Origin of the sequence: Enterobacter cloacae complex sp. 277I4 (assembly GCF_050031465.1) — a bacterium.
Taxonomy (GTDB): Bacteria; Pseudomonadota; Gammaproteobacteria; order Enterobacterales; family Enterobacteriaceae; genus Enterobacter; species Enterobacter cloacae.
On record NZ_JBLGWC010000001.1, the window covers coordinates 2,395,059 to 2,419,241 of the forward strand.

Consider the following 24,183-nt stretch of genomic DNA (forward strand, 5'->3'; position numbering starts at 1 on the left):
CGTGACGCAAGAACAACGCTTTGAGCAGCGCATAGCGCAGGAGACGGCGATTGAGCCTCAGGACTGGATGCCGGAAGCCTATCGCAAGACGTTGATCCGCCAGATTGGTCAGCACGCCCACTCTGAAATTGTCGGCATGCTGCCGGAAGGGAACTGGATCACCCGCGCCCCGACGCTACGCCGCAAAGCGATCCTGCTGGCGAAAGTGCAGGACGAAGCCGGGCACGGGCTGTATCTCTACAGCGCGGCTGAAACGCTGGGCTGCGCGCGGGAAGACATCTACCAGAAAATGCTCGACGGCAAGATGAAATACTCCTCCATCTTTAACTATCCGACGCTGAGCTGGGCCGATATCGGCGTAATTGGCTGGCTGGTGGACGGTGCCGCCATCGTCAATCAGGTGGCGCTGTGCCGGACCTCTTACGGGCCATACGCCCGCGCGATGGTGAAAATCTGTAAAGAAGAGAGCTTCCACCAGCGTCAGGGGTTTGAAGCCTGCATGGCGCTGGCGCAGGGAAGCGACGCCCAGCGGCAGATGCTGCAGGACGCCATCAACCGTTTCTGGTGGCCCGCCCTGATGATGTTCGGACCAAACGACGACAACTCGCCGAACAGCGCCCGCAGTCTCGCCTGGAAAATTAAACGCTTTGGCAATGATGAACTGCGTCAGCGCTTCGTCGACAACACCATCCCGCAGGTGGAGATGTTGGGGATGACGGTACCCGATCCCGACCTGTGCTTTGACGAGGAAACCGGCCACTACCGCTTCGGTGAGATTGACTGGCAGGAGTTTGACGAGGTGATCAACGGACGCGGGATTTGCAACCACGAACGCCTGGCCGCCAAGCGCAAAGCCTGGGAAGAGGGGGCGTGGGTGCGTGAAGCCGCACTGGCGCATGCAGAAAAACAACGCGCCCGTCAGGCCGCATAAGAGGAAATCACGATGAGCAATGTCTACTGGCCGCTGTACGAAGTGTTCGTACGCAGCAAACAAGGGTTATCCCACCGCCATGTTGGCAGTCTGCATGCCGCTGACGATCGCATGGCGCTGGAAAACGCGCGGGACGCCTATACTCGCCGCAGCGAAGGTTGCTCGATCTGGGTGGTGAAGGCGAGCGAGATCGTTGCCTCTCAGCCGGAAGAGAGCGGCGAGTTCTTCGACCCGGCGGAAAGCAAGGTCTATCGCCACCCGACGTTTTACACCATCCCTGATGGCATCGAGCATATGTGAGGTCAGGGATGAAAACAGTATCTGCATACGCCCTGCGTCTGGGCGACAACGGTCTGGTGCTCTCGCAGCGCCTCGGAGCCTGGTGCGGACACGCGCCGGAGCTGGAAATCGACCTTGCGCTCGCCAACATCGGTCTCGATCTGCTGGGGCAGGCGCGCAACTTCCTCGCCTGCGCGGCTGAGCGGGAAGGTCAGGGCGATGAAGACACCCTGGCCTTCGGCCGCGATGAGCGTCAGTTTCACAATTTACTGTTGGCAGAACAGCCGAACGGCAACTTCGCCGACACGATCGCCCGCCAGTATCTGATGGACGCGTGGAATGTTGCCCTCTACGAGCGGCTGATCCACAGCAGCGACAGTCAGCTTGCCGCTATCGCCGCCAAGGCGATTAAAGAGGCGCGTTATCACCTGCGCTTTAGCCGCGGCTGGCTGGTGCGCCTGGGAGACGGTACCGAAATCTCGTCGCAAAAAATGCAGCAGGCCATCGACAACCTGTGGCGCTTTACGGCCGAGTTGTTCGAGGCGGATGACGTTGAGCTTGAACTGATTGAGTCCGGCGTTGCGGTTGATCCGCGCACCCTGCGCCAGCCATGGGAACACGAAGTGTTTGCCGGACTGCGTGAAGCCACCCTGCGCGTGCCCGATGAGACGGCCTATCGCACCGGCGGAAAACGCGGGCTGCATACCGAGCATCTGGGCCCGATGCTGGCAGAGATGCAGTATCTCCAGCGCGCGTATCCCGGTCAGCAGTGGTAAAGGAGAACGCCATGCAACGTCTTGTCGACATCGCCCCCCCACAGGTTCCGCACATCTGGTCCCTGTTAAGCCAGATCCCGGACCCGGAAGTGCCGGTGCTCACCATCACCGATTTAGGCATGGTGCGCAGCGTCACCGCGCAGGGCGAAGGCTGGGTGATTGGCTTTACGCCAACCTATTCAGGCTGCCCGGCGACGGAACACCTGCTTGGCGCCATCCGCGACACCCTGACGGCGCACGGTTATACGCCGGTGCACATTGTGCTGCAGCTGGAACCCGCCTGGACGACCGACTGGATGACCGCCGATGCGCGTGAACGTCTGCGCGCGTATGGCATCAGCCCACCCGTGGGGCACAGCTGTCATATCCACGTTCCCGCTGAGGTGAGCTGCCCGCGCTGCGCCAGCACCGACACCTCGCTTATCAGTGAGTTTGGTTCTACGGCCTGTAAGGCGCTGTATCGCTGTAATACCTGCCGCGAACCCTTCGACTATTTCAAATGTATTTGAGGTTGCCATGACAACGTTTCATTCATTAACAGTGGCAAAAGTAGAACCCGAAACCCGCGATGCGGTGACCATCACCTTCTCGGTTCCGCAGGCGTTGCAGGAGGCTTACCGCTTTCGTCCCGGCCAACACCTGACCCTGAAAACCAGACTGGGTGCAGACGAATTGCGCCGCTGTTACTCCATCTGCCGGAGTAGCGCGCCGGGGGAGATCAGCGTCGCGGTTAAAGCCATTGAAGGCGGGCGTTTCTCCCGTTACGCCCGGGATGAGATCAAACCTGGCATGACGCTGGAGGTGATGGTTCCCCAGGGGCATTTTGGCTATCAGCCGCAGCCTGAACGGGAAGGTCACTATCTGGCGATTGCCGCGGGCTCCGGCATCACCCCGATGCTGGCGATTTTATCCGCCACGCTGGCCGCCGAACCGAACAGCCACTTCACCCTGATCTACGGCAACCGCAGCAGCCAGAGCATGATGTTCCGTCAGGCGCTGGCGGACCTGAAGGATAAATACCCGCAGCGGTTGCAGTTGGTTGCCATCTTCAGCCAGGAGCGGCTGGATAGCGACCTGCTTTACGGCCGTATCGACGGTGAAAAGCTGCAGGCGCTGGCAAAAACGCTGATCAACTTCCGCCAGTACGACGAGGCCTTTATCTGCGGCCCGGCCGCGATGATGGACGAGGCTGAAGCGACCTTAAAAGCGCTGGGAATGGCCGAAAAATCCATTCACCTAGAGCGGTTCAATACGCCGGGCACGGCCGTTAAGCGCGCGGTGAGCGTGCAGGCGGAAGGCCAGAAGGTGATCGTGCGCCAGGACGGGCGTGACCGCGAGATTGTTCTCACGGCGGACGACGAGAGCATTCTTGATGCCGCCCTGCGCCAGGGGGCGGATCTGCCGTATGCCTGCAAGGGAGGCGTCTGCGCCACCTGTAAATGCAAAGTGCTGCGCGGCAAGGTGGACATGGCGACCAACTACAGCCTGGAGCCGGACGAACTGGCCGCCGGGTATGTGCTGAGCTGTCAGGCGCTGCCGCTAACCGCCGACGTGGTCGTCGACTTTGACGCTAAGGGGATGGCATGAGCGAACTTCTGGTCACCCGTTATGACCGCGTGCTGCAACTCACGCTCAACCGGCCGGCGGCACGCAACGCCCTTAACAATGCGCTGCTGACACAGCTTGCAGAACAGCTGGAGGCGGCGGCAAGCGATAACACCCTCTCTGCCTGTGTGATTTACGGCAGCGAGCGCTGCTTTGCGGCCGGAGCCGATCTCAACGAAATGGCAGAAAAAGATCTGCCTGCCACCCTGAACGATAGTCGTCCTCAGCTGTGGAAGCGGATTGACGCCTTCAATAAGCCGCTGATTGCCGCCGTGAACGGTTTTGCACTCGGGGCTGGCTGCGAGCTGGCCCTGCTGTGCGACGTAGTGATTGCCGGTGATAACGCCCGCTTCGGACTGCCGGAAATTACGCTTGGGATCATGCCCGGTGCGGGCGGCACGCAGCGCCTGATCCGCTGCGTGGGTAAATCGCTCGCCAGCAAAATGGTACTGACCGGGGAAAGCATTACGGCGCAGCAGGCCCAGCGTGCCGGTCTGGTCAGCGACGTTTTCCCGGCCTCGCTGACGCTGGAATACGCCCTGAAACAGGCAGCGCTGATGGCGCGCCACTCGCCGCTGGCGCTACAGGCGGCTAAACAGGCGCTGCGCCAGTCACAGGAGGTGCCACTGCAGGCGGGTCTGGCCCAGGAGCGTCAACTGTTCACGCTGCTCTCGGCCACGGAAGACAGGCGAGAAGGCATCGACGCCTTCTTACAGAAACGTACTCCCGACTTTAAAGGACGCTAATTGTGGAATTTATTCTCAGTCATGTAGAGCAAGGCGTAATGACCCTGACGCTGAACCGTCCGGAGCGTCTGAACAGCTTTAACGATGTGATGCACCAGCAGCTTGCAGAATGCCTGCAGCAGGCCGAGCGCGATGAGACGATCCGCTGTCTGCTGATCACCGGCGCAGGGCGCGGCTTCTGTGCCGGGCAGGATCTGAACGACCGTAATGTCGACCCGAACGGTCCTGCGCCGGATCTGGGGATGTCCGTCGAGACCTTTTATAACCCGCTGGTGCGTCGTCTGGCTGCGCTGCCAAAACCGGTGATTTGCGCGGTCAACGGCGTGGCGGCCGGAGCAGGAGCCACGCTGGCGCTGGGGTGCGACATGGTGATTGCCGCGCGTTCCGCCACCTTTGTGATGGCCTTCAGCAAGCTGGGGTTAGTCCCGGACTGCGGCGGAACCTGGTTCCTGCCACGCGTGGCCGGACGTGCCCGCGCTATGGGGCTGGCGCTGCTTGGCGACAAACTGAGCGCCGAACAGGCGCACGACTGGGGAATGATCTGGCAGGTAGTGGATGACGACCAGCTCTCCAGCACGGCGCAGCAGCTGGCGCTGCACTTTGCCTCGCAGCCCACCTTTGGCCTGGGGCTGATCAAGCAGGCGATTAACGCCGCGGAAACCAATACCCTGGACGCACAGCTTGACCTGGAGCGCGATTATCAACGGCTGGCCGGACGCAGCGACGATTACCGCGAAGGCGTGAGCGCCTTTCTGGCGAAGCGCGCACCGAATTTTACGGGGAAGTAAGATGCTGAACATTCGTACTGTCGCCGTCATTGGAAGCGGGACAATGGGCGCCGGAATAGCCGAAGTCGCGGCAAGCCATGGGCATCCGGTGATGATGTACGACATTGCCTCAGACGCCATTTCCCGCGCCATTGACGGCATTCGCCAGCGCCTGGCCTCCCGGGTGACGCGGGGCAAACTCACTGAGGAGGCCTGTGGGCAGATCCTCGCCCGGCTGACCCCGGTCACGGATATCAGTGCGCTAACCGCGGCGGACCTGGTGATAGAAGCCGCCTCCGAGCGCCTTGAGGTGAAAAAAGCGCTGTTTGCCGAACTGGCGGAGATCTGCCCGCCGCAGACCCTGCTTACCAGCAACACATCTTCTATTTCGATCACGGCGATTGCGGCGGATATCCGTCATCCAGAGCGAGTGGCAGGCCTGCATTTCTTTAACCCGGCACCGGTGATGAAGCTGGTGGAGGTGGTTAGCGGGCTGGCGACCTCGCCGGAAGTGGCCGACGCGCTGTGCGAGCTGGCGCTGAACTGGGGGAAACAGCCAGTGCGCTGCCAGTCAACGCCGGGCTTCATCGTAAACCGCGTGGCGCGTCCCTTCTATTCCGAAGCCTGGCGCGCGCTGGAGGAACAGGTTGCAGCCCCTGAAGTGATTGATGCGGTCCTGCGCGAAGGCGGCGGTTTCCCGATGGGGCCGCTGGAACTGACCGATCTGATTGGTCAGGACGTTAACTTCGCCGTGACCTGTTCGGTGTTTAACGCATTCTGGCAGGAGCGGCGTTTTCTCCCTTCACTGGTGCAGCAGGAGCTGGTGCTGGCGGGGCGACTGGGAAAAAAAAGCGGGAAGGGCGTTTACGACTGGCGCGGCGAATCGCCACAGGTGCCATGGCTCGACGCGGTCAACGACAGCTTTAGCCCAATGCGGGTTGAACGAAAACGTGACGGCGTCACGGAAATCGATGATGTGTTGCTGATTGAAACGCAGGGCGAAACCGCTCAGGCGCTGGCGCTGCGCCACAACTGCCCGGTGGTGGTGGTTGATCGCATTGAGCGCGACGTGGCGGTGATTGCGTCGGCGGCCAGCAACCCGCATACCGCGACACAAAAAGTCATCCGCTACCTGCAACAGCAGGGAAAGCGGGTGGTGCAGATTGCCGATTACCCTGGCCTGCTGGTCTGGCGCACGGTGGCGATGATTGCCAACGAAGCGCTGGATGCGCTGCAAAAAGGGGTCGCCAGCGAAAAAGATATCGATACCGCCATGCGTCTGGGCGTGAACTACCCGTCCGGGCCGATTGCCTGGGGCGAGCGGCTGGGCTGGCAACGTCTGTTAACGCTGCTGGAAAACCTGCAGCGTCATTACGGCGAAGAACGTTATCGCCCCTGTTCACTGCTGCGCCAGCGTGCGCTTCTGGAGAATAGCTATGAGTCATAACGCCTGGCATAACGCCCGCACCATGTACGAACAGGATGCCTGCGCGCAGGCAATGGGGATGGACATTATCGACATGGACGAAGGTTACGCAGTGGTGACCATGACCATCACCCCGCAGATGCTTAACGGCCATAAAACCTGCCACGGCGGACAGCTCTTCTCGCTGGCCGACACCGCGTTTGCCTACGCCTGCAACAGCCAGGGGCTGGCGGCGGTGGCCTCTGGCTGCACAATCGATTTCCTTCGACCGGGCTTTGTCGGAGACAAGCTGACCGCCACCGCGCGGGTTAAGCATCAGGGCAAACTGACCGGCGTATATGACATCGAAATTCAGAACCAACAACAGAAAACCGTCGCTCTCTTTCGCGGAAAATCCCACCGCATCGGCGGCAATGTGACAGGAGAAGCCTGATGCGTGACGCATTTATTTGTGATGGGGTGCGAACCCCGGTGGGGCGGTACGGCGGGGCGTTATCCGCGGTACGCGCGGACGATCTGGGCGCCATACCGCTGCGTGCCTTGCTGGAGCGCTATCCGCAGCTCGACCCGGAGCGGATTGATGATGTGATCTTCGGCTGCGCCAACCAGGCGGGGGAAGACAACCGCAACGTGGCGCGTATGGCGTCGCTGCTGGCCGGGCTGCCGCAGACCGTCTCCGGCACGACGATCAACCGCCTGTGCGGCTCGGGGCTGGATGCGATTGGCTTTGCTGCACGCACCATAAAATCCGGTGATGGCGATCTGCTGATTGCCGGTGGCGTGGAGTCGATGTCCCGCGCGCCGTTTGTGATGGCGAAAGCCACCACGGCGTTTCAGCGCCAGGCGGAGATCTTCGATACCACCCTTGGCTGGCGATTTGTGAATCCGCTCATGCATCAGACGTTCGGAACTGACAGCATGCCGGAAACGGCAGAGAATGTAGCTGAATTGTTAAATATCAGCCGTGCCGATCAGGATGCGTTCGCGCTGCGCAGCCAGCAGCGTACCGCCCGGGCGCAGCAAAACGGCATTCTGGCGCAGGAGATCGTGCCGGTGCTGGTGCCGGGGAAAAAAGGGACCGTCACGGAGGTCTCTGTTGATGAGCACCCGCGCGCCGACACCACGCTGGCGCAACTTGCCGCCCTGAAAGCGCCGTTTCGCAAAAATGGCGTCGTTACCGCAGGTAACGCCTCTGGGGTGAACGATGGCGCCGCTGCACTGATTATCGCCAGCGAGCAGATGGCGCTCGGACAGGGGCTTGAGCCGCGCACGCGGATTGTGGCCATGGCCACCGCAGGCGTGGAGCCACGTCTGATGGGGCTAGGGCCGGTGCCCGCCACCCGTAAAGTGCTGGAGCGAGCGGGGCTCAGTATTAACGAGATGGATGTGATTGAGCTGAACGAAGCCTTCGCCTCGCAGGCGCTGGGCGTGCTGCGTCAGCTGGGTTTGCCGGACGATGCCGCACACGTCAATCCGAACGGAGGGGCCATTGCGTTAGGCCATCCGCTGGGAATGAGCGGTGCCAGGCTGGTGCTGGCCGCGAGCAATGAATTGCATCGACGCCACGGGCGCTACGCGCTGTGTACGATGTGCATCGGTGTGGGTCAGGGCATTGCCATGATCCTTGAGCGTGTTTGAGCGAACAATAATGTGAGTACCCTGCGATGATAAATACAACAAAGCTTGATCCGATCGAAACCGCGTCCATTGACGAATTACAGGCGTTGCAGACCCAACGTCTGAAATGGACGCTGAACCACGCCTATAACAACGTGCCGATGTACAAACGTAAGTTTGATGCCGCGGGCGTTCACCCTGACGATTTCCGCGAACTGGCCGATATTCGCAAGTTCCCGTGCACCACCAAGCAGGATCTGCGCGATAACTATCCGTTCGATACCTTCGCCGTACCGATGGAGCAGGTGGTGCGTATTCACGCCTCCTCCGGCACAACCGGGAAACCGACCGTCGTGGGCTATACCCAGGGCGACATTGACAACTGGGCCAATCTGGTGGCCCGCTCCCTGCGTGCCGCCGGGGGCAGCGCGAAGGACAAAATCCATGTGGCCTATGGTTATGGTCTGTTTACCGGCGGGCTGGGCGCTCACTACGGCGCCGAGCGTTTAGGGGCCACGGTGATCCCGATGTCCGGCGGCCAGACCGAGAAGCAGGCGCAGCTGATCCGCGATTTTAAGCCGGATATGATCATGGTGACGCCTTCCTACTGCCTCAACCTGATTGAAGAGCTGGAGCGCCAGATGGGCGGCGATGCCAGCGCCTGCTCCCTGCGCGTGGGCGTGTTCGGTGCCGAGCCGTGGACCCAGGCGATGCGTCATGAGATCGAAAAACGGTTAGGCATTACGGCGCTGGATATCTACGGCCTTTCGGAAGTGATGGGACCGGGCGTGGCGATGGAGTGTCTCGAAACCGCCGACGGCCCGACCATCTGGGAAGATCACTTCTACCCGGAGATCGTCAACCCGAACGACGGCACCCCGCTTAATGACGGCGAGCAGGGCGAACTGCTGTTCACCACGCTGACCAAAGAGGCGCTGCCGGTGATCCGCTATCGCACCCGCGACCTGACCCGTCTGCTGCCGGGTACCGCCCGCACCATGCGCCGCATGGACAGGATCAGCGGTCGCAGCGATGACATGCTCATTATCCGCGGTGTGAACGTCTTCCCGTCGCAGCTGGAAGAGGAGATTGTGAAGTTTGAGCATCTCTCTCCGCATTACCAGCTGGAGGTGAACCGTCGGGGGCATCTTGATTCACTTTCTGTAAAAGTGGAGCTGAAAGAGAGCAGTCTTTCGCTGACCCACGAACAGCGCTGTCAGGTCTGCCATCAGCTGCGTCATCGCATAAAATCGATGGTCGGGATTTCCACGGACGTCATGATCGTTAACTGCGGCAGCATCCCGCGCTCGGAGGGGAAAGCCTGCCGGGTGTTTGACCTGCGTAAAGTGGCGGCCAACGGTTGAATTATCCTCATTCTACGTTCCCTCTCCCACAGGGAGAGGGTGTATTGAGTTCCCTCTCCCTGTGGGAGGGGTTAGGGTGAGGGTCTATCCAGGATTCGTATGCTATGATTCATCCAGGACAAAAACACCAACAGAATGAATCACATGAAACTCGACGCCTTTATTCAGCATGCGGTCAGTTCGGTTCCCATCAGCGGGACGTCGCTAATCTCTTCATTATACGGTGATGCGCTTTCCCATCGCGGCGGCGAGATCTGGCTTGGCAGCCTGGCCGCGTTGCTCGAAGGGATGGGCTTTGGCGAACGCTTCGTGCGAACCGCGCTGTTTCGCCTCAATAAAGAGGGCTGGCTGGATGTCTCCCGTATCGGGCGTCGCAGTTATTACCGCCTGAGCGACAAAGGGCTGCGTTTAACCCGCAGGGCGGAGAATAAGATCTACCGCGCGGAGCTGCCCGCCTGGGATGGCAAATGGCTGCTGCTGCTCTCCGAAGGTCTCGATAAAACCACGCTTGCCGATGTGAAAAAACAGCTAATCTGGCAAGGGTTTGGCACGCTGGCGCCCAGCCTGATGGCTTCGCCCTCGCAGCATCTGGCGGATGTGCAGTCGCTGCTTCATGACGCGGGCGTGGCGGAAAATGTCATCTTCTTCGAAGCCCATTCACCGCTGGCACTTTCCCGCGCGGCGCTGCGTTCCCGCGTTGAGGAGTGCTGGCAGCTGACCGAACAGAACGCGATGTACGAGACATTTATTCAGTCGTTCCGTCCGCTGCTGCCGCTACTGAAAGAGGCTACGCCGGAAGAGCTTACGCCGGAGCGTTGCTTCCACATCCAGCTGTTACTGATCCACTTTTATCGTCGCGTGGTGCTGAAAGATCCGCTGCTACCAGAGGAGCTACTGCCTGCGCACTGGGCGGGTCAAAGCGCACGACAGCTTTGCATCAACATTTATCAGCGTGTGGCACCGGGAGCGCTGGCGTTTGTCAGCGAGAAAGGCGAAACCTCGGTGGGTGAACTGCCCGTGCCCGGCACGCTTTATTATCAACGCTTTGGTGGTCTTGCGACCGCATAAGGAGTGAGGATGCCTGTTTATCAAATTGACGGTCTGACGCCGGTGGTGCCAGACGAGAGCTATGTCCACCCGACAGCGGTGCTCATTGGCGATGTGATCCTGGGCAAAGGTGTGTATGTCGGCCCCAATGCCAGCCTGCGCGGTGATTTTGGCCGTATTGTGGTGAAAGATGGCGCGAACATTCAGGATAACTGCGTGATGCACGGCTTCCCGGAGCAGGATACGGTGGTGGAAGAGGACGGCCATATCGGCCACAGCGCCATTCTGCACGGCTGTATTATCCGCCGCAACGCCCTGGTAGGGATGAACGCGGTGGTGATGGATGGTGCGGTGATTGGCGAAAACAGCATCGTCGGCGCGGCGGCGTTTGTGAAGGCGAAAGCCGAGATGCCCGCTAACCATTTGATTATCGGCAGTCCGGCGAAAGCGATTCGTGAGCTGAGTGAACAGGAACTGGCCTGGAAGCAGCAGGGCACGCGCGAGTATCAGGTGCTGGTGGAGCGCTGTAAGCTGACGATGCATCAGGTGGAGCCGCTGCGCGAAGAAGAGCCGGGACGTAAACGACTGACGTTTGATGAGAATTTACGGCCGAAATCGGTGGTGTGAGCGGGGGGAATTCAGTTGGACTTAGAAACAGCGCGTTTAAAGCTTGAACCCTATCATGACGATCATTATGAAGGCTTGCGGGTGATGGATGGCGATCCCGGCGTGATGCGTTATATCAACCAGGGGCTCGCTAAAACGCCCGAAGAGACCTGGGAAGGGATCCGACGCGTTCAGGCCCGTTGGGCAAAATACGGGTTTTCGTGGTGGGCGATTAAAGAGAAAACGTCTGGTGAGGTTGTTGGCGCAGCATGTCTCCAGCATCTGGCTAATGTGGAGGGCGCCCCGCTGGAGATTGGCTGGCGACTTATTCCTGAACACAATGGCAAAGGTTACGCAACAGAAGCCGCTAAAGCGATTATTGCATTCGCGGCAGACCAGGTGGGTGCCACTTATCTGGTTGCGGTTGCCGATCCGGACAATGTCCCCTCGCAGCGTGTAATGCAACGGTTAGGTATGACGTTCAAGGCGATAGAAGAGCATTATGATGTGCCTTGTGTGGTGTATGAACTCAACCTTTAACATACTGCATGCAGATGATTGAAAGACTTTTGGGGGCTACTCTGTTTTTCGTAGCCACTCATTTTTGGTCAGCGAATAGAGTAGACTCGGCGGGGCATTCTCAACATCCAGAATCTCTTTGATATAATTTAATCCCGCTTTTTCAAGAACGTTTTGTGATGCGTGATGGTTCCTTCTCACGACCGCTGATATTTCTGTTAAGTCGATTACTTCAAAACCGTATTTGATCGCAGAGTTTGCAAATTCCGTCGCGAAACCTTTTCCCCATGCATCAGTGCAAAATCGATAACCCAGATTATTAAGACGGCTATCTGCAAAGTCACGAATTCCCAGCCCGCCAAAACCGATGATGCTATCTATATTATTGTGAAGTGAGATAGCCCAGTTTCCAAAACCATGGATATTCCAGTGACCGATCCATCGATTCATGACCGATTGCGCGTAGTCAATGTCCGGGTAGGGCCCGGCAGGATTAAAGGTATTAGTCGCTGGATCGCCATAAATTTTGAAAAGTGCAACGACATCTGACTCTCTTACAGGGCGAAGATATAAACGTTTCGTTTTAACTTTCATCGTTGTCCTCCTGATGAGCGATATCAGGTATTCTGTTTTCACATAACAGTTTTTTACCTGGATGCAAGAAGTTATCTTATGACGTTACTTTTACGACAAGCAACATCAGCAGATTCAGTATTACTCAGTGAACTGGGCTATCGCATCTATCCCGCGCACTTTAAGCATCTGTGGAAGTCGGAATCAGAGCTAAACGATTTTCTGAAGTCCGAATATTCTGTTGCGGCGATAGAACAGAGTCTGAGAGACAGCGGCACAAGCTGGTATGTGGCGGACCTTGATCAACCGATTGGTTTTATGAAACTGACATGGGAAGCCACAATCCCTGATACCGACATCAGCGGTGTGCTTCTTAACAAACTCTATCTTGATCCGACCAAGACGAGTAATCACTATGGTCAGAGCATGTTTAGCAGCGTCATCGAACTTACCCGCAGTCATGGCAAAAAATTTCTGTGGCTCGAGGTGCTTGAACAGAATGAACGTGCCCGGCGATTTTATGAAAAGCAGGGGATGCGGTTTATCAAGGATACGGTTTTCGAAACAGCGTCGCAGCAAAGTGTATTGAAGATCATGGGAATTGAGTTATAGCTTTCCTTTGCTTATAGGGGGCTTTTCGTCTTCGTCAGACAGGGATTATTGGTTCAGAAATAGGGATGGGGGAGATCTGGCTATGCGGGCTCATCAACAGCACAAGTCACGTAAATTGTATCGTAGCGTCAACACTACGACACGACACTATTCTAACAACCCTGGCGCTGAGTATCGCTGGGAACGTAATCGTAAAAAATCCGGGGATGAGCTGCTGGTAACACGTGAAACCATGCACAGTGGACAAAAGCGAGGACGTGACTACACGCCATTGTTTTACTTTTTGCTCAAACAGATTGGCAAGCGGTGGGATGACGTTTTCAGTGAAGTTTGTGGACGTCTTGATACTACCGAGCCTGTGTTCTGGTTAGTCGCGTTGCATGAGCCTCAGCAAAGGGATTTAGTCTGTATTGGCGATAGCAGCTTTTATCCGGGCCTGTTTGTTGACGAGAATGGCATTTTACAACAGGTTAACCCATCGATTAGTGCAAAGGATGTAAAGGTGACTTGCCGCTGCTGTACGCACACCTTTATTGGTGAGCCTGTTCCCTGGAGGGAGGAGTGAAATATGGGCTGTTGCGCTACATACCCTGATGAAGTAAGTCAGGATATTTGCCGGATAAACCCCCAATAATTTACGTAGCCGGGATCCATTCAACAATAGTTTTTGCCAACTCCCTGGGCTGTTCGAGCGGAATCATATGGCCGCAATCCAGAATGATTCTTAACGACGCATAAGGTATGGCTTCGACCAATTCTTCTGCCTCCTTCATCGAACGGATGGCATCATCTTCACTGGCGATAACCAGTGTTGGACAACGTATCGTTGCAGAAGGTATACCTTGCCTGGACAAGGATGATTGCGTGATGAAGGCTTCAAATCCCAGAGAGCATCCCATTTTCTGGATAGCTGAAATCATATCCTGATTTGATGTGTTTAGAGGGTGGAGTGACCGGGCAATAGCATGTCTGCTCAGCCCCTTAAACGTTGTGGGGGACAATGACTGCACGCTTTTCCGCTTTGCTTCAGCCTCTAACGGCGTATCTTCCCGTAAGGAACTGGCAATAAGCACTAAGGACTCTACACGTTCAGGGAATTCTGCTGCCAGTTGCCGGGCAATATACCCTCCCATCGAAAAACCTATCAAAGAAAACTTCTCAGGCAGAAGAGTAATCAAATGCTGCACTACATCATGAATGGTTCGTCCTTCAGTTACAGCTGCATGATGAACAATACAGTTTGACGGGAGGTATGTTTCAAATTCATGCCAAAGCATTTCATTCAGCATAAACCCAGGAATTAAAACAATTTTACGCGGCTTTAAACTCATAGGTCTCGCTTAAATGCATCAGTGTATTTAATGGATTAGACAGGTTAAAAATATCTTACTAACTGCGACAATATCAAATTTCGGCCCTGGATAGGCGTTATCTATTTCCACAGAGTTTCTGAACGTTTCTAACGTCCTCCCAGGCTTCCTCCACCATCAACAGGCAGCACTACGCCAGTAATAAAACTCGCTTCTGGTGATAAAAGAAAGGCTATTGCTGAAGCCACTTCAGCAGGAGAACCCAGTCTGCCCATTGGGATTGTCGATAAAATACGTTGTTCTGCTTCACTTCCAACAGGTCGTGTTTTATGAAAAAGCTCTGTCTCTATTGGCCCAGGAGCAATCGCATTTGAGGTGATCCCGAATTGAGCAAGCTCTAATGCCCAGGTCCGTGTACAACCTACCAGAGCACTTTTTGCTGCTGAGTAAGCAGTTCGGTCAATCGCACCGTAGATGGCACGGCTACATACATTAACTATTCTTCCCCAGCCTCTGCTCTTCATGTTGCCGATGAGCGCTTGTGTTATTTGAACTGCCACCCGTACGTTTATATCCATGACCTTCAGGAACGTTTGAATATCAATGCCTCCAAGTTGTTGAGGTAAGGCTACACCCACATTATTTACAATGCCGTGAATTTCGTGATTTTCGACTATTTTCAATAAAATTAAGTTAGTCTCATCAGCGCTACTCAGGTCAGCCGTATATAAAATCCCCGGAAAGCTGGCATCAACATTACGGGCAATACCCACAACCTGGTGACCCTGTTCTGATAATTTGTCACTGAGTGCTCTTCCTATCCCTTTTGTTGCACCAGTGATTAGATAAGTGCGATAAGGCCCCATATTAAAATCCTCAGTTTCGTTTGGCAGAATGAGAATCCAATGCTTACTGAAATCCCATTTTTTACTAACCCTCTATTAGGCTAGCAGAATAATTGCCAACGTTTGCTCCTCGCTCAAAACCGACGCTAACGCAGGAACAGAATGGCGTATTGGTACACATGCCAGCCTGCAATCATGACCTGTCAACCTGACGCGATACGTTCCTTATCCCTATCAAGTGCCGCCCCGTCATCTAACACGGGGCGGGAATTGGCGTTCCATCCAAACAAATCAGAAACTATACGTAACCTTCAAACTTCCCGTCGGCGAGGTTTTTCGCTGAACAATCGGGCTGTCGGCTGCATCCCCCATCAGTTGCGTAACGCCTGCGCCAGCAACCACGCTCCAGCGTTGGCTGAGCTTGTGCGTCCAGTCGAGATTCGTTGACCAGGCATAAATTCCGGCTCCAGCGTCATATCGGGCAAATCCGGATGCGGCGGACTGGGATGCATTCACCCCATAGTAAGTCTGCATGTACTTGCTGCTGCCCCAGCTACCGGTCAGCGACAGCGTCACCGCGTTGTTCGGTGAGGTAAAGAGCGGGCTGGAAATGCCGAAATGCAGCGCTTCGCCGTTGTCTCGCTCCGAAACTGGCACCTCTGCCTGTAATTGCAGATTCAGCCAGTCGGTGACTTTGTACCCCACCCCTGGCACCACCAGAGCCGAACCTTTGATGTCGCCCATACCGCACAAATAATCGCTGCCGCCGCTGATCGAATCGCTGTCCACGTCCCGATCCTTACGGCCCGCGCGATAGCTCAGCGCCGCGCTGTAATCCAGGTTGCCGATGTTGTTGCCGTAACCGATCCCTCGCGTGGTGCTGACGAAGAATCCGTTATACATCGCGTAATCCAGTACCACCGCCGTGGTGGCGCGGTTTTTATCCGAACCCGAATAGCGGGGCGCAACATCCACGCCTCCGCCTAAGGTCAACACGTTACCCTGTTGTTCTGCGGCCAGTACCGGGGTGGCCAGTAATGTCAGCAACACGCCTGGCACGATGTTCTTCAGACTGAGCCCCGGGAGCGAAAGGGGGAACGAGTGACGCAGTTCGATATGTCTCATTAAAGAAGTCCTTTTGGATTCAAATGATTACGTTACAAGCGGTGTTAATCGCCAGAGCGCCCAGTTTGAATGTCCACCCTAAGGTTCTTATGAGCTCAAAATGAAGAAAGACTGAAGCAGATGCCGATGATGCAAAACTGTTAAATTACCTGTTACCGTCTCTTTCTTAAGACGTTCTTCATTCACGGTTGATAAAGTTGCCCTTGTGAAAATATTACTTATTGAAGACGACCTTGATCTCGGCAATGGCGTGCGTATTGCCCTTGCAGATCAAGGATTAGATGTCATATGGGTCCGCCGCAAAGAGGATGCGCTGCATCAACTTGCTGTCTGCGCACCTGAACTTATTCTGCTCGACCTGGGGCTGCCGGATGGCGATGGCATGAGTCTGATGGCGTACGTACGTCAGCAGCTAAAAGGCATCCCCGTTATTATCCTGACGGCGCGAGGAACGCTGCAGGATCGCCTGAGCGGGCTGGATGCAGGTGCCGATGACTATCTGGTTAAACCGTTTGTGCTCGCGGAACTGCTGGCCCGGGTGAGGGCGCTTGCGCGACGCAGTTATGGCTATCAAAACGAGGCGGTAGAAATCAGAGGATTATCCCTGCATGTGCCGACGCGTCGCGTCGCGGTGAGTTCCCGCCATATTGAGCTGACGGCCAGCGAATACGCGCTGCTTGAAACCCTGATGTTGCGTGCTGACCGCGTGCTTACGCGCCGTTTTCTGGAAGAAAGGATCTTCGGTGCGAAAGAAAACATGAGTAATGCGCTTGATGTGCATATGGGGAACTTGCGTCGAAAAATTGGCGACGGCTATGTACGAACGGTGCGGGGCGTCGGGTATGTCATTGACACCGTTGCGATTCAGAAGGGAGCAAATTGATGCGAAACCTGTGGCGTTTCCTGCGGGTGCCCACGCTGGTGCGGCGAATCATGGTCGCTCAGATGCTTCTGCTGACACTGCTGTGGTGTCTTTTTTTAACCTGGATGTTGTGGGATGACTTGCGTAGCCCCCCGATCCTGACCGGCGATAAGACATATAAAACCATATTTACTCTTGTTGAACACATGGAAGGGCGTACGCAGGAACGAAGCGAGGTGCTGGAGCAATTCAGCCAGGCGTTGCGGGAAGATTACGGCGGCGGGGACGATGCGGGACTCTCCATCACCATGATTATTCGCAAGCATAATGCAATACTGTATGCCTCTGCTGGCGCACCGATAGGCGTGAAAAATACCCGGTTGGGGAAGATAGAACGAATTCACAGCGACGGACGTAGCTGGACCAGCCGCACGCTAAAATCCGCGAATTCCGACGTGGAGGTGACGCTGGTGACGCCTGCAGCGGGGTGGAATTTCTTTATCTACCTCAACTCGCGCGGCTACTACATCATGCCGCTGCTGGTGTGTATTCCTTTTCTGCTGTTTCCCGCATGGCTGTCAATCCGCATCGCTATGCGCCCGTGGAACAACGTCGTGAATGAAATTGCCTCGCGCGCGCCAGAAGATCTCTCTCCGTTAAAGGCGGTTCCAACGCACCGGGAGCTTAGCCAGATGGTGAATGCGATTAATCAGTTCCTTGCCAGGGTGCGAGAAAGCACGGAAAGGGAGCGGGTATTTATTGCCGATGCCGCTCACGAACTGCGCACGCCGCTGGCTGCGATGCGAATCAATGTGGAGGCGTTGCAGGCCTACGTCAGCAGTGATAATCAACAGGCGCTACTTGCAGGGATTATTCGCAGCAATAGCCGGGCAGCGCGTCTGGTTAATCAACTTTTGCTGATGATGCACAGCGAAGCAAGCGTGGATACGGCGATGGAGCCGGTGCCGCTTACGACGCTCATCCAGGAGCGCATGGCGGTGCTGGCACCGCTCGCCGCGGAACGCAATATTGAGCTTGAATTCTACGCTCTGGAAGAAAGCTGGGTGAGCGGTGTCAGAGAACGTCTGATGTCGCTTATCGATAACGTGATTGAAAATGCCATTAAATACAGCCCGCAAGGCGGGCGGGTGGAGGTCGATCTCTTTTCGGCGGAGACGTCCACTCAATTCAGCGTCTCCGATGCCGGGCCGGGTATTCCGGTTGCGTTGAGGGAACGGGTGTTTGACCGGTTTTTCCGCGATCCGAATCAGGTGCAGAACGGGAGCGGGCTGGGTCTGGCCATCGTTAAAGCGGTGGCGCAGCAGCACAACAGCAGTGTGAGCCTGAGTACCTCTGCTGACGGTGGGCTCAGGGTGACGGTTGATTTCCCCAACCCGGCGTTTGCCTGAAGAAAACGGGAGGGTGATCCCATTTCGTGCGCGATGGAAACTCTTTTTTACGGGGCGGGTCAAAGTAGATAGCTTCAAAATAATTACGGTATTTGTTATATTGTTGCTTATTGATTATTCACCTCTGCGGTGCCAAAAAGAATAAGATTCACCGCAACCCAGGATACGTAAATGTTAGATTACCGCTTCCCGACAGCTTTGCAGATGGTTCTCAGCGTAGCGATGGCGGAGCAATTGGGTGAACGTTCGACGAGTGCGATTCTGGCCTACGGCCTGGAAGCGAATCCGAGCTTCATCCGCAAACTGATGGTTCCCCTCACGCGTGACGGTATTATCGTCTCAACGCTTGGTCGCAACGGCTCAATTCATCTTGGCCGCCCGCCGGAACAGATCACCCTGCGTGATATCTACCTTTCTGTTATAGAAGATAAAAAGCTGTGGGCGTCGCGCCCCGACGTACCGGCGCGCTGCGTGGTGAGCGCGAATACATGCTGGTACTTTAAATCCATCGCTGAAGAGGCCGAGCAGGCGTCACTCGCGGTCTTAGCCGGTCATACCGTGGCAAGCGCGCTGGAAGAGCTCAAGAAAGCGGATACCAGCGGGTGCGATCCGGTGCCCGAACTGATTGCCCAGTACAAGAAAGCGCATTAATGGCTGCATAAAAAAACCGCCTTCATCGTGAAGGCGGTTTTTTGTTATCTGCAGCGTATTACGCGGGCAAGACCTCTCTTTCCACTTTGCCGCGCGTGACAAATTTACGCAGCGTCACGTAAAACACCGGCGTCAGGAACAGACCAAACAGCGTTACGCCCAGCATACCGGAGAATACCGTGATCCCGGTGACGCCGCGCACTTCTGCACCCGCACCGTGGCCGAGGATGAGCGGGATGGTCCCGGCGATAAAGGCGATGGAGGTCATCACAATCGGGCGTAAACGCAGGCGGCACGCTTCAAGCGCCGCTTCCATAATACCTTTGCCCTGGATTTCCAGCTCGCGGGCAAACTCCACGATAAGAATCGCGTTTTTACACGCCAGCCCCATCAATACCACCAGACCCACCTGCACGAACACGTTGTTATCGCCGCCGGTCAGCCAGACGCCAAACAGGGCAGAGAGCATCGTCATCGGCACGATAAGGATCACCGCCAGCGGCAGCGTCCAGCTTTCGTACAGTGCCGCCAGGACCAGGAACGCCAGCAGAACCGCGACCGGGAAGACGATTAACGCCGTGTTCCCCTGAGTGGCCTGCTGGAAGCTCAGATCCGTCCACTCGATATTCATCCCGTTCGGCAGAATCTGCTTAGACATCCCCTCCAGTTGCGTCATCGCCTGGGTAGAGGAGAGGACGCGCGGATCGGCATCGCCAATCAGGTCCGCCGCCGGATAGCCGTTGTAGCGGATCACCGGATCGGGCCCGTAAGTGGTACTAATGTTCACCATACTGCCAATTGGCACCATCTCACCCTGGTTATTACGGGTGCGCAGATTCGCAATATCTTCCACGCTGTCGCGGTACGGCCCGTCGGCCTGCGCCATCACACGCCAGGTGCGGCCGAACTGGTTAAAGTCATTCACATAAGACGATCCCAGATAGGTTTGCAGCGTCCCGAACAGATCGGTCAGCGACACGCCCTGGGCTTTGGCCTTATCCCTGTCGACCTGCACATCCAGCTGCGGAACGTTCGCCTGGTAGGTGGAGATAGGGAAGTGCATTCCCGGCGTCTGCATAATTGCGCCCGACATGGTGTTCACCGCATTTTGCAACGCACCGTAGCCCAGACCGGCCCGATCCTGAATGTACAGCGAGTAACCCGACCCCTGACCCAGCCCCAGAATAGGCGGCGGCAGAATGGAGAAGCCAAAGCCCTGCTGGATTTGCGCGATTTTGGCGTTGATCTCGGCGTTAATTTCCGCCGCCGTGTGTTTTCGCTGGTCAAACGGTTTCAGGCCAAAGAAGACCGTCCCGGTATTCGGCGTATTGGTGAACTGCAGCGCATTCAGCCCCGGGAAGGCGACCGCATAATCCACGCCCTCGGTGTTCATACCGATTTCGCTCATTTTGCGGATCACCGCATCGGTACGTGCCAGCGATGAGCCTTCCGGCATTTTCACGCCGCCAATCAGGTACAGCTTATCCTGAGTGGGAATAAACCCGCCGGGTACGGCTTTAAACATCACGCCTGCGGCACAGAGCAGCAGCACATAGACCACAAACACCGCACCGCGTCGTCCGAGCGTTTTGCCCACCAGCCCCTGATAACCGTTCGAGCTACGGTGGAAGAAGCGGTTGAACGGACGGAAAATCCAGCCGAACAGGCGATCGATAAGCCGGGTAGGGAGGTCCTTCGGCGCGCCGTGCGGCTTCAGGAGCAGGGCGGCCAGCGCAGGCGAAAGCGTCAGCGAGTTAATGGCGGAGATCACCGTTGATATCGCAATCGTCACCGCAAACTGCTTGTAGAACTGACCCGTAACCCCCGAAAGAAACGCCATCGGCACGAACACCGCGCACAGCACCAGCGCAATCGCGATAATGGGCCCGGAGACTTCACGCATCGCCTGATGCGCTGCCGCCAGCGGCGCAAGACCCTCTTCGATATTTCGCTCGACGTTTTCCACCACCACAATGGCGTCGTCCACGACGATACCGATCGCCAGCACCAGCCCGAACAAACTCAGGGTGTTAAGCGAAAAGCCCAGCAGGTAGAGAACGCTGAACGTGCCCACCACCGAGACCGGCACCGCGATCAGCGGAATGATCGACGCACGCCAGGTTTGCAGGAACAGAATGACCACCAGTACAACCAGCACCACCGCTTCCAGCAGCGTCTGCACGACCGCGCGAATGGAGTCACGCACGAATACCGTCGGATCGTACGGTGCCGCCCATTTCATGTCTTCCGGGAAACGGGTAGACAGTTCTGCCATTTTAGCGCGCACCGCGTTAGACAGATCGATGGCGTTCGCTCCCGGCGACTGGAAGATACCAATCCCGACCGCGTCTTTATTGTTGAGCTGGGAGCGCAGCGCATAGCTACCGGAGCCCATTTCAATGCGCGCCACATCGCGCAGGCGCACCAGCGAGCCATCCTGCGCGGTTTTCAGGATAATATTGCCAAACTCTTCTTCAGTATGCAGACGACCCTGCGCGTTAATGGAGATCAGGAAATCGCTCTCTTTCGGCAGCGGCTCGGCGCCCAGCTGTCCGGCGGACACCTGCACGTTTTGCTCCTGCATCGCCGTCACCACGTCCGAGGCGGTCAGGCCGCGTGCCGCCACCTTATTTGGATCCAGCCAGACGCGCATCGCGTATTCGCCCGAGCCAAAAATCTGGATTTGGCCGACGCCGGGCAGACGCGCCAGTTCATCCTTCACTTTCAGCGTGGCGTAGTTACGCATATAGAGTGAATCGTACTTACCGCCGGGCGAAAACAGATGCACCACCAGCGTCAGCGTCGGCGACTGCTTCTGGGTGGTGATACCCAGACGGCGAACGTCTTCCGGCAGGCGCGCTTCGGCCTGTGACACGCGGTTTTGTACCTGAACCTGGGCCTGATCCGGGTCGGTTCCTGGGCGGAACGTGACGGTGGTCACCAGTACGCCGTCGGAGCCGGCGACGGACTTCATGTACATCATGTTTTCAACGCCGTTGATCGCTTCTTCCAGCGGCGTCGCCACGGTCTCTGCAATCACCTTCGGGTTGGCGCCGGGATACTCCGCGCGCACCTGCACGCTTGGCGGCACAACGTCAGGGTATTCGCTCACCGGCAACAGCGGGATGGCGATTAAGCCTGTGATAAAAATCAGTATCGACAGCACCGCGGCAAAGATTGGCCTGTCGATAAAAAAGCGGGAAAAGTCCATGGGTCGGATTCTCAGATAAGGGATCAGTTAAGGGCGGCGCGGGTGGTCATGGCAACGGTTTTCGCGTTAACCGGCATGCCCGGCATAAACACTTTTTGTAAACCGTCGACGATGACTTTATCGCCAGGCTTCAGCCCCTGCTGGACGATACGTAAACCGTCGGCCAGACGCCCTGGCGTAATATCACGTCGCTGCGCTTTACTCTCTTTATCAACGACATAGACATACTTACGATCCTGATCGGTCAGCACCGCCTTGTCGTCGATAAGCGTGGCCTGGAACTCCGCGCTGCCCGGCAGGCGGACGCGGGCAAACAGTCCCGGCGTGAACTGACGCTGAGTGTTATCCAGCAGCGCGCGCATGCGGATGGTGCCGGTACTGGGTGTTAACTGATTATCAAGAAAATCGACTTTGCCCTGATGGGGATAGCCGTCTTCGCCCACTAGACCAATCTCAACCGGTAGCGCCTGGTGAGTGCTGGTGGCACCTTGCCCGCTGAGGGCGAGTTTTTGATAGTGAAGGTAGGTTGACTCATCCACGTCAAAGTAGACGTAAACCGTCTTCTGCGAGACCAGCGTGGTGAGCACGCTGGCGCTGTCACCGGCGGTAACGAGGTTCCCGCTGGTGATCAACGCGCGGCTGGCGCGCCCGTCGATAGGGGCGGTCACTTTAGTGAAATCCAGGTTTAGCTGCGCGGCATCCACCGCCGCCTGTGCGGCGCGAATGTCGGCCTGGGCCTGGACGGCAGCAGCGCGGCGCTGCTCCCACTCTTCACGGGATACCAGATTGGTATTGACCAGTTTATCGGTACGGTTTGCCTCGCTTTGCGCCAGGCTGGCCTGCGTTTTGGCTCTTGCCAGCGCTGCCTGCGCCTGTTCCAGCGTGGCGCGATAGGTTCTGTCATCGATCGTGAACAATACCTGGCCTTTTTTGACCTCCTGACCGTCGGTGTAATTCACTTTATCAATGTAGCCGGAGACGCGAGGGCGGAGCTGTACGCTTTCCACCGCCTCGATCCGGCCATTAAAGCTATCCCACTGGCTAATGGATTTGACGACCACGTCAGCGGCGCTGACGGTGGGCGCTTGTGGCGCGGCATTTTGCGCGACACCCTCGTCACACCCGACGAGCAGGGCGGAGAGTAACACCGCGCCCAACGCGTTCAGATGAAAATTACCCCAGGTTTTTTGCAGGCTCATTATTTTTATTCCGGTAGTTGTAGCCGCCGGGCAAGACGCAACGGGGGACGCCGCGCCACTTCCTTTGTCCGGGCTGGCTTAAGGCCATTTGTGTCGTTCATCGCCACAAAACTGTAACAATTGTGAATACACTATCGCGGCGATTGTAGGTAGGCGCTAAATTTAGTGCAAGAATAATTGTTGCACTTTATGTGCTATTTGAGGCCGGGGAAAAAGGCGCGTTTTCGGCAGGGAATTAAATGCAACAATAAAACTTGCATTTAACATCAAATCGGGCCATCTTTAAATGCAACAAACAAAGGTGCTTTTTACTACGTGGCGTGTGGGGGAGAAGATGGACACTGGCGCATTTATTCACGATCTGCTCGACTGGATCGATAACAACCTGGATAGTCGTCTGGACATTGAGACCGTATCAAAGCGTGCAGGCTATTCAAAATGGCATCTTCAGCGGATCTTCAAAGAACACACGGGTTATCCTATTGCCGAGTATATCCGTGCGCAGAAACTTCAAAAATCGATGGAGCGGTTAACCCATAGCGATGAGCCGATCCTGAACGTGGCGATTGCGTTGGGCTTTGACTCCCAGCAGTCTTTCAACCGCAGCTTTAAGCGTCAGTATGGTCAGGCACCGGGGGCATGGCGTCGCAGCATTGTCAGCCCGAAAACGCGGCATTTATGCCAGACATCCCCCTAGCCTGGG

Annotated in this window: 26 protein-coding genes; 20 read left to right on the forward strand and 6 right to left on the reverse strand. The window is 56.5% G+C overall.

Features of this window, described 5'->3' with window-relative positions; translation table 11 throughout:
* Nucleotide 1: 1 nt before the first annotated feature.
* The 14 genes from paaA to ACQG19_RS11825 all read left to right on the forward strand — a co-directional run bounded on the left by paaA (nucleotide 2) and on the right by ACQG19_RS11825 (nucleotide 11,704).
* Nucleotides 2-931 carry a 1,2-phenylacetyl-CoA epoxidase subunit PaaA gene (gene paaA, locus ACQG19_RS11760; RefSeq protein WP_246931869.1) on the forward strand — a complete coding sequence of 310 codons (930 nt, stop codon included), beginning with the start codon at nucleotides 2-4 and terminating at the stop codon, nucleotides 929-931.
* A gap of 12 nt (nucleotides 932-943) precedes the next feature.
* Entirely contained in the window at nucleotides 944-1,231 is a 288-nt protein-coding gene (paaB, locus tag ACQG19_RS11765) for a 1,2-phenylacetyl-CoA epoxidase subunit PaaB (RefSeq protein WP_003857353.1), read from the forward strand.
* 8 nt (nucleotides 1,232-1,239) lie between these two features.
* Nucleotides 1,240-1,986 carry a 1,2-phenylacetyl-CoA epoxidase subunit PaaC gene (gene paaC, locus ACQG19_RS11770; protein ID WP_023621630.1) on the forward strand — a complete coding sequence of 249 codons (747 nt, stop codon included), beginning with the start codon at nucleotides 1,240-1,242 and terminating at the stop codon, nucleotides 1,984-1,986.
* Nucleotides 1,987-1,997: 11 nt separating this feature from the next.
* Complete coding sequence (gene paaD / locus ACQG19_RS11775) at nucleotides 1,998-2,495, forward strand: 1,2-phenylacetyl-CoA epoxidase subunit PaaD (protein WP_038980517.1); 498 nt, start codon at nucleotides 1,998-2,000, stop codon at nucleotides 2,493-2,495.
* 7 nt (nucleotides 2,496-2,502) lie between these two features.
* The gene (gene paaE, locus ACQG19_RS11780) at nucleotides 2,503-3,573 is read left to right on the forward strand and encodes a 1,2-phenylacetyl-CoA epoxidase subunit PaaE (RefSeq protein WP_038419322.1); all 1,071 of its coding nucleotides are present in this window, start codon (nucleotides 2,503-2,505) and stop codon (nucleotides 3,571-3,573) included.
* Nucleotides 3,570-4,337 (forward strand): 2,3-dehydroadipyl-CoA hydratase PaaF, encoded by a 768-nt coding sequence (gene paaF, locus ACQG19_RS11785; RefSeq protein WP_013096757.1) that lies wholly within the window; start codon nucleotides 3,570-3,572, stop codon nucleotides 4,335-4,337. Before paaE ends, paaF begins: the two co-directional genes overlap by 4 nt.
* Nucleotides 4,337-5,125: a 2-(1,2-epoxy-1,2-dihydrophenyl)acetyl-CoA isomerase PaaG gene (gene paaG, locus ACQG19_RS11790; protein ID WP_246931915.1), complete on the forward strand. Its 789-nt coding sequence runs from the start codon at nucleotides 4,337-4,339 to the stop codon at nucleotides 5,123-5,125. The genes paaF and paaG overlap by 1 nt, the downstream gene beginning before the upstream one ends.
* Before the next feature lies 1 nt (nucleotide 5,126).
* Nucleotides 5,127-6,551: a 3-hydroxyacyl-CoA dehydrogenase PaaH gene (gene paaH / locus ACQG19_RS11795; protein ID WP_246931866.1), complete on the forward strand. Its 1,425-nt coding sequence runs from the start codon at nucleotides 5,127-5,129 to the stop codon at nucleotides 6,549-6,551.
* Complete coding sequence (gene paaI / locus ACQG19_RS11800) at nucleotides 6,541-6,963, forward strand: hydroxyphenylacetyl-CoA thioesterase PaaI (RefSeq protein ID WP_013096754.1); 423 nt, start codon at nucleotides 6,541-6,543, stop codon at nucleotides 6,961-6,963. The genes paaH and paaI overlap by 11 nt, the downstream gene beginning before the upstream one ends.
* Nucleotides 6,963-8,168, forward strand: coding sequence for a 3-oxoadipyl-CoA thiolase (pcaF, locus tag ACQG19_RS11805; protein WP_246931864.1), 1,206 nt, complete (start codon nucleotides 6,963-6,965; stop codon nucleotides 8,166-8,168). Before paaI ends, pcaF begins: the two co-directional genes overlap by 1 nt.
* 26 nt (nucleotides 8,169-8,194) lie before the next feature.
* The gene (gene paaK / locus ACQG19_RS11810; protein ID WP_023621640.1) at nucleotides 8,195-9,511 is read left to right on the forward strand and encodes a phenylacetate--CoA ligase PaaK; all 1,317 of its coding nucleotides are present in this window, start codon (nucleotides 8,195-8,197) and stop codon (nucleotides 9,509-9,511) included.
* Between the two features lie 135 nt (nucleotides 9,512-9,646).
* The gene (gene paaX, locus ACQG19_RS11815; protein WP_029883661.1) at nucleotides 9,647-10,579 is read left to right on the forward strand and encodes a phenylacetic acid degradation operon negative regulatory protein PaaX; all 933 of its coding nucleotides are present in this window, start codon (nucleotides 9,647-9,649) and stop codon (nucleotides 10,577-10,579) included.
* A gap of 9 nt (nucleotides 10,580-10,588) precedes the next feature.
* Complete coding sequence (gene paaY / locus ACQG19_RS11820) at nucleotides 10,589-11,185, forward strand: phenylacetic acid degradation protein PaaY (RefSeq protein ID WP_246931860.1); 597 nt, start codon at nucleotides 10,589-10,591, stop codon at nucleotides 11,183-11,185.
* Between the two features lie 15 nt (nucleotides 11,186-11,200).
* Nucleotides 11,201-11,704 carry a GNAT family N-acetyltransferase gene (locus ACQG19_RS11825; RefSeq protein ID WP_108453212.1) on the forward strand — a complete coding sequence of 168 codons (504 nt, stop codon included), beginning with the start codon at nucleotides 11,201-11,203 and terminating at the stop codon, nucleotides 11,702-11,704.
* 36 nt (nucleotides 11,705-11,740) lie between these two features.
* Here the strand turns inward: ACQG19_RS11825 and ACQG19_RS11830 are convergent, their stop codons facing one another.
* On the reverse strand, nucleotides 11,741-12,277 hold the full coding sequence (locus ACQG19_RS11830) for a GNAT family N-acetyltransferase (RefSeq protein WP_108453211.1): 537 nt from the start codon (nucleotides 12,275-12,277) through the stop codon (nucleotides 11,741-11,743).
* Nucleotides 12,278-12,355: 78 nt separating this feature from the next.
* On the opposite strand from ACQG19_RS11830, the gene ACQG19_RS11835 reads away from it, so the two are divergent.
* Both ACQG19_RS11835 and ACQG19_RS11840 read left to right on the forward strand, forming a co-directional pair.
* Nucleotides 12,356-12,868, forward strand: coding sequence for a GNAT family N-acetyltransferase (locus ACQG19_RS11835; protein ID WP_246931857.1), 513 nt, complete (start codon nucleotides 12,356-12,358; stop codon nucleotides 12,866-12,868).
* A gap of 82 nt (nucleotides 12,869-12,950) precedes the next feature.
* Nucleotides 12,951-13,433, forward strand: a complete 483-nt coding sequence (locus ACQG19_RS11840; RefSeq protein WP_013096748.1) for a hypothetical protein — start codon at nucleotides 12,951-12,953, stop codon at nucleotides 13,431-13,433.
* 70 nt (nucleotides 13,434-13,503) lie between these two features.
* Here the strand turns inward: ACQG19_RS11840 and ACQG19_RS11845 are convergent, their stop codons facing one another.
* From ACQG19_RS11845 to ACQG19_RS11855, 3 genes are all read right to left on the reverse strand, one after another.
* Nucleotides 13,504-14,199 carry an alpha/beta fold hydrolase gene (locus ACQG19_RS11845; protein WP_038419330.1) on the reverse strand — a complete coding sequence of 232 codons (696 nt, stop codon included), beginning with the start codon at nucleotides 14,197-14,199 and terminating at the stop codon, nucleotides 13,504-13,506.
* Nucleotides 14,200-14,327: 128 nt separating this feature from the next.
* Nucleotides 14,328-15,044 (reverse strand): SDR family oxidoreductase, encoded by a 717-nt coding sequence (locus tag ACQG19_RS11850; protein WP_045901095.1) that lies wholly within the window; start codon nucleotides 15,042-15,044, stop codon nucleotides 14,328-14,330.
* 270 nt (nucleotides 15,045-15,314) lie between these two features.
* A complete protein-coding gene (locus ACQG19_RS11855; protein WP_246931855.1) occupies nucleotides 15,315-16,148 on the reverse strand; it encodes a MipA/OmpV family protein in 834 nt (277 codons plus the stop codon).
* Between the two features lie 205 nt (nucleotides 16,149-16,353).
* Here ACQG19_RS11855 and ACQG19_RS11860 point away from each other — a divergent pair, with 205 nt between their 5' ends.
* The 3 genes from ACQG19_RS11860 (at nucleotide 16,354) to ACQG19_RS11870 (ending at nucleotide 19,070) form a co-directional block, all read left to right on the forward strand.
* The gene (locus ACQG19_RS11860) at nucleotides 16,354-17,031 is read left to right on the forward strand and encodes a response regulator (RefSeq protein ID WP_029883654.1); all 678 of its coding nucleotides are present in this window, start codon (nucleotides 16,354-16,356) and stop codon (nucleotides 17,029-17,031) included.
* Nucleotides 17,031-18,419 (forward strand): sensor histidine kinase, encoded by a 1,389-nt coding sequence (locus ACQG19_RS11865; RefSeq protein ID WP_045901100.1) that lies wholly within the window; start codon nucleotides 17,031-17,033, stop codon nucleotides 18,417-18,419. The genes ACQG19_RS11860 and ACQG19_RS11865 overlap by 1 nt, the downstream gene beginning before the upstream one ends.
* A gap of 171 nt (nucleotides 18,420-18,590) precedes the next feature.
* On the forward strand, nucleotides 18,591-19,070 hold the full coding sequence (locus ACQG19_RS11870) for an RrF2 family transcriptional regulator (protein ID WP_013096741.1): 480 nt from the start codon (nucleotides 18,591-18,593) through the stop codon (nucleotides 19,068-19,070).
* A 58-nt stretch (nucleotides 19,071-19,128) separates the two neighbouring features.
* Here ACQG19_RS11870 and oqxB read toward each other — a convergent pair whose 3' ends face one another.
* Both oqxB and ACQG19_RS11880 read right to left on the reverse strand, forming a co-directional pair.
* Nucleotides 19,129-22,281, reverse strand: a complete 3,153-nt coding sequence (oqxB, locus tag ACQG19_RS11875) for a multidrug efflux RND transporter permease subunit OqxB (protein ID WP_020688167.1) — start codon at nucleotides 22,279-22,281, stop codon at nucleotides 19,129-19,131.
* Nucleotides 22,282-22,304: 23 nt separating this feature from the next.
* Nucleotides 22,305-23,480, reverse strand: a complete 1,176-nt coding sequence (locus ACQG19_RS11880; protein ID WP_246931853.1) for an efflux RND transporter periplasmic adaptor subunit — start codon at nucleotides 23,478-23,480, stop codon at nucleotides 22,305-22,307.
* 334 nt (nucleotides 23,481-23,814) lie between these two features.
* Between ACQG19_RS11880 and ACQG19_RS11885 the strand changes: the two genes are divergently transcribed.
* Nucleotides 23,815-24,177: a helix-turn-helix domain-containing protein gene (locus ACQG19_RS11885; protein ID WP_013096738.1), complete on the forward strand. Its 363-nt coding sequence runs from the start codon at nucleotides 23,815-23,817 to the stop codon at nucleotides 24,175-24,177.
* Nucleotides 24,178-24,183 lie beyond the last annotated feature (6 nt).

Excerpts from the sequence above, each read along its gene's own strand:
- ACQG19_RS11835 (WP_246931857.1), top strand. The coding sequence starts at position 12,356 with ATGACGTTACTTTTACGACAAGCAACATCAGCAGATTCAGTATTACTC.
- paaI (WP_013096754.1), top strand. The coding sequence starts at position 6,541 with ATGAGTCATAACGCCTGGCATAACGCCCGCACCATGTACGAACAGGAT.
- ACQG19_RS11845 (WP_038419330.1), bottom strand. The coding sequence starts at position 14,199 with ATGAGTTTAAAGCCGCGTAAAATTGTTTTAATTCCTGGGTTTATGCTG.
- paaK (WP_023621640.1), top strand. The coding sequence starts at position 8,195 with ATGATAAATACAACAAAGCTTGATCCGATCGAAACCGCGTCCATTGAC.
- paaX (WP_029883661.1), top strand. The coding sequence starts at position 9,647 with ATGAATCACATGAAACTCGACGCCTTTATTCAGCATGCGGTCAGTTCG.
- paaD (WP_038980517.1), top strand. The coding sequence starts at position 1,998 with ATGCAACGTCTTGTCGACATCGCCCCCCCACAGGTTCCGCACATCTGG.
- ACQG19_RS11855 (WP_246931855.1), bottom strand. The coding sequence starts at position 16,148 with ATGAGACATATCGAACTGCGTCACTCGTTCCCCCTTTCGCTCCCGGGG.
- paaF (WP_013096757.1), top strand. The coding sequence starts at position 3,570 with ATGAGCGAACTTCTGGTCACCCGTTATGACCGCGTGCTGCAACTCACG.
- ACQG19_RS11830 (WP_108453211.1), bottom strand. The coding sequence starts at position 12,277 with ATGAAAGTTAAAACGAAACGTTTATATCTTCGCCCTGTAAGAGAGTCA.
- ACQG19_RS11840 (WP_013096748.1), top strand. The coding sequence starts at position 12,951 with ATGCGGGCTCATCAACAGCACAAGTCACGTAAATTGTATCGTAGCGTC.
- ACQG19_RS11865 (WP_045901100.1), top strand. The coding sequence starts at position 17,031 with ATGCGAAACCTGTGGCGTTTCCTGCGGGTGCCCACGCTGGTGCGGCGA.
- paaH (WP_246931866.1), top strand. The coding sequence starts at position 5,127 with ATGCTGAACATTCGTACTGTCGCCGTCATTGGAAGCGGGACAATGGGC.
- paaB (WP_003857353.1), top strand. The coding sequence starts at position 944 with ATGAGCAATGTCTACTGGCCGCTGTACGAAGTGTTCGTACGCAGCAAA.
- paaY (WP_246931860.1), top strand. The coding sequence starts at position 10,589 with ATGCCTGTTTATCAAATTGACGGTCTGACGCCGGTGGTGCCAGACGAG.
- paaE (WP_038419322.1), top strand. The coding sequence starts at position 2,503 with ATGACAACGTTTCATTCATTAACAGTGGCAAAAGTAGAACCCGAAACC.
- ACQG19_RS11880 (WP_246931853.1), bottom strand. The coding sequence starts at position 23,480 with ATGAGCCTGCAAAAAACCTGGGGTAATTTTCATCTGAACGCGTTGGGC.
- oqxB (WP_020688167.1), bottom strand. The coding sequence starts at position 22,281 with ATGGACTTTTCCCGCTTTTTTATCGACAGGCCAATCTTTGCCGCGGTG.
- paaC (WP_023621630.1), top strand. The coding sequence starts at position 1,240 with ATGAAAACAGTATCTGCATACGCCCTGCGTCTGGGCGACAACGGTCTG.
- ACQG19_RS11850 (WP_045901095.1), bottom strand. The coding sequence starts at position 15,044 with ATGGGGCCTTATCGCACTTATCTAATCACTGGTGCAACAAAAGGGATA.
- ACQG19_RS11885 (WP_013096738.1), top strand. The coding sequence starts at position 23,815 with ATGGACACTGGCGCATTTATTCACGATCTGCTCGACTGGATCGATAAC.
- pcaF (WP_246931864.1), top strand. The coding sequence starts at position 6,963 with ATGCGTGACGCATTTATTTGTGATGGGGTGCGAACCCCGGTGGGGCGG.
- ACQG19_RS11870 (WP_013096741.1), top strand. The coding sequence starts at position 18,591 with ATGTTAGATTACCGCTTCCCGACAGCTTTGCAGATGGTTCTCAGCGTA.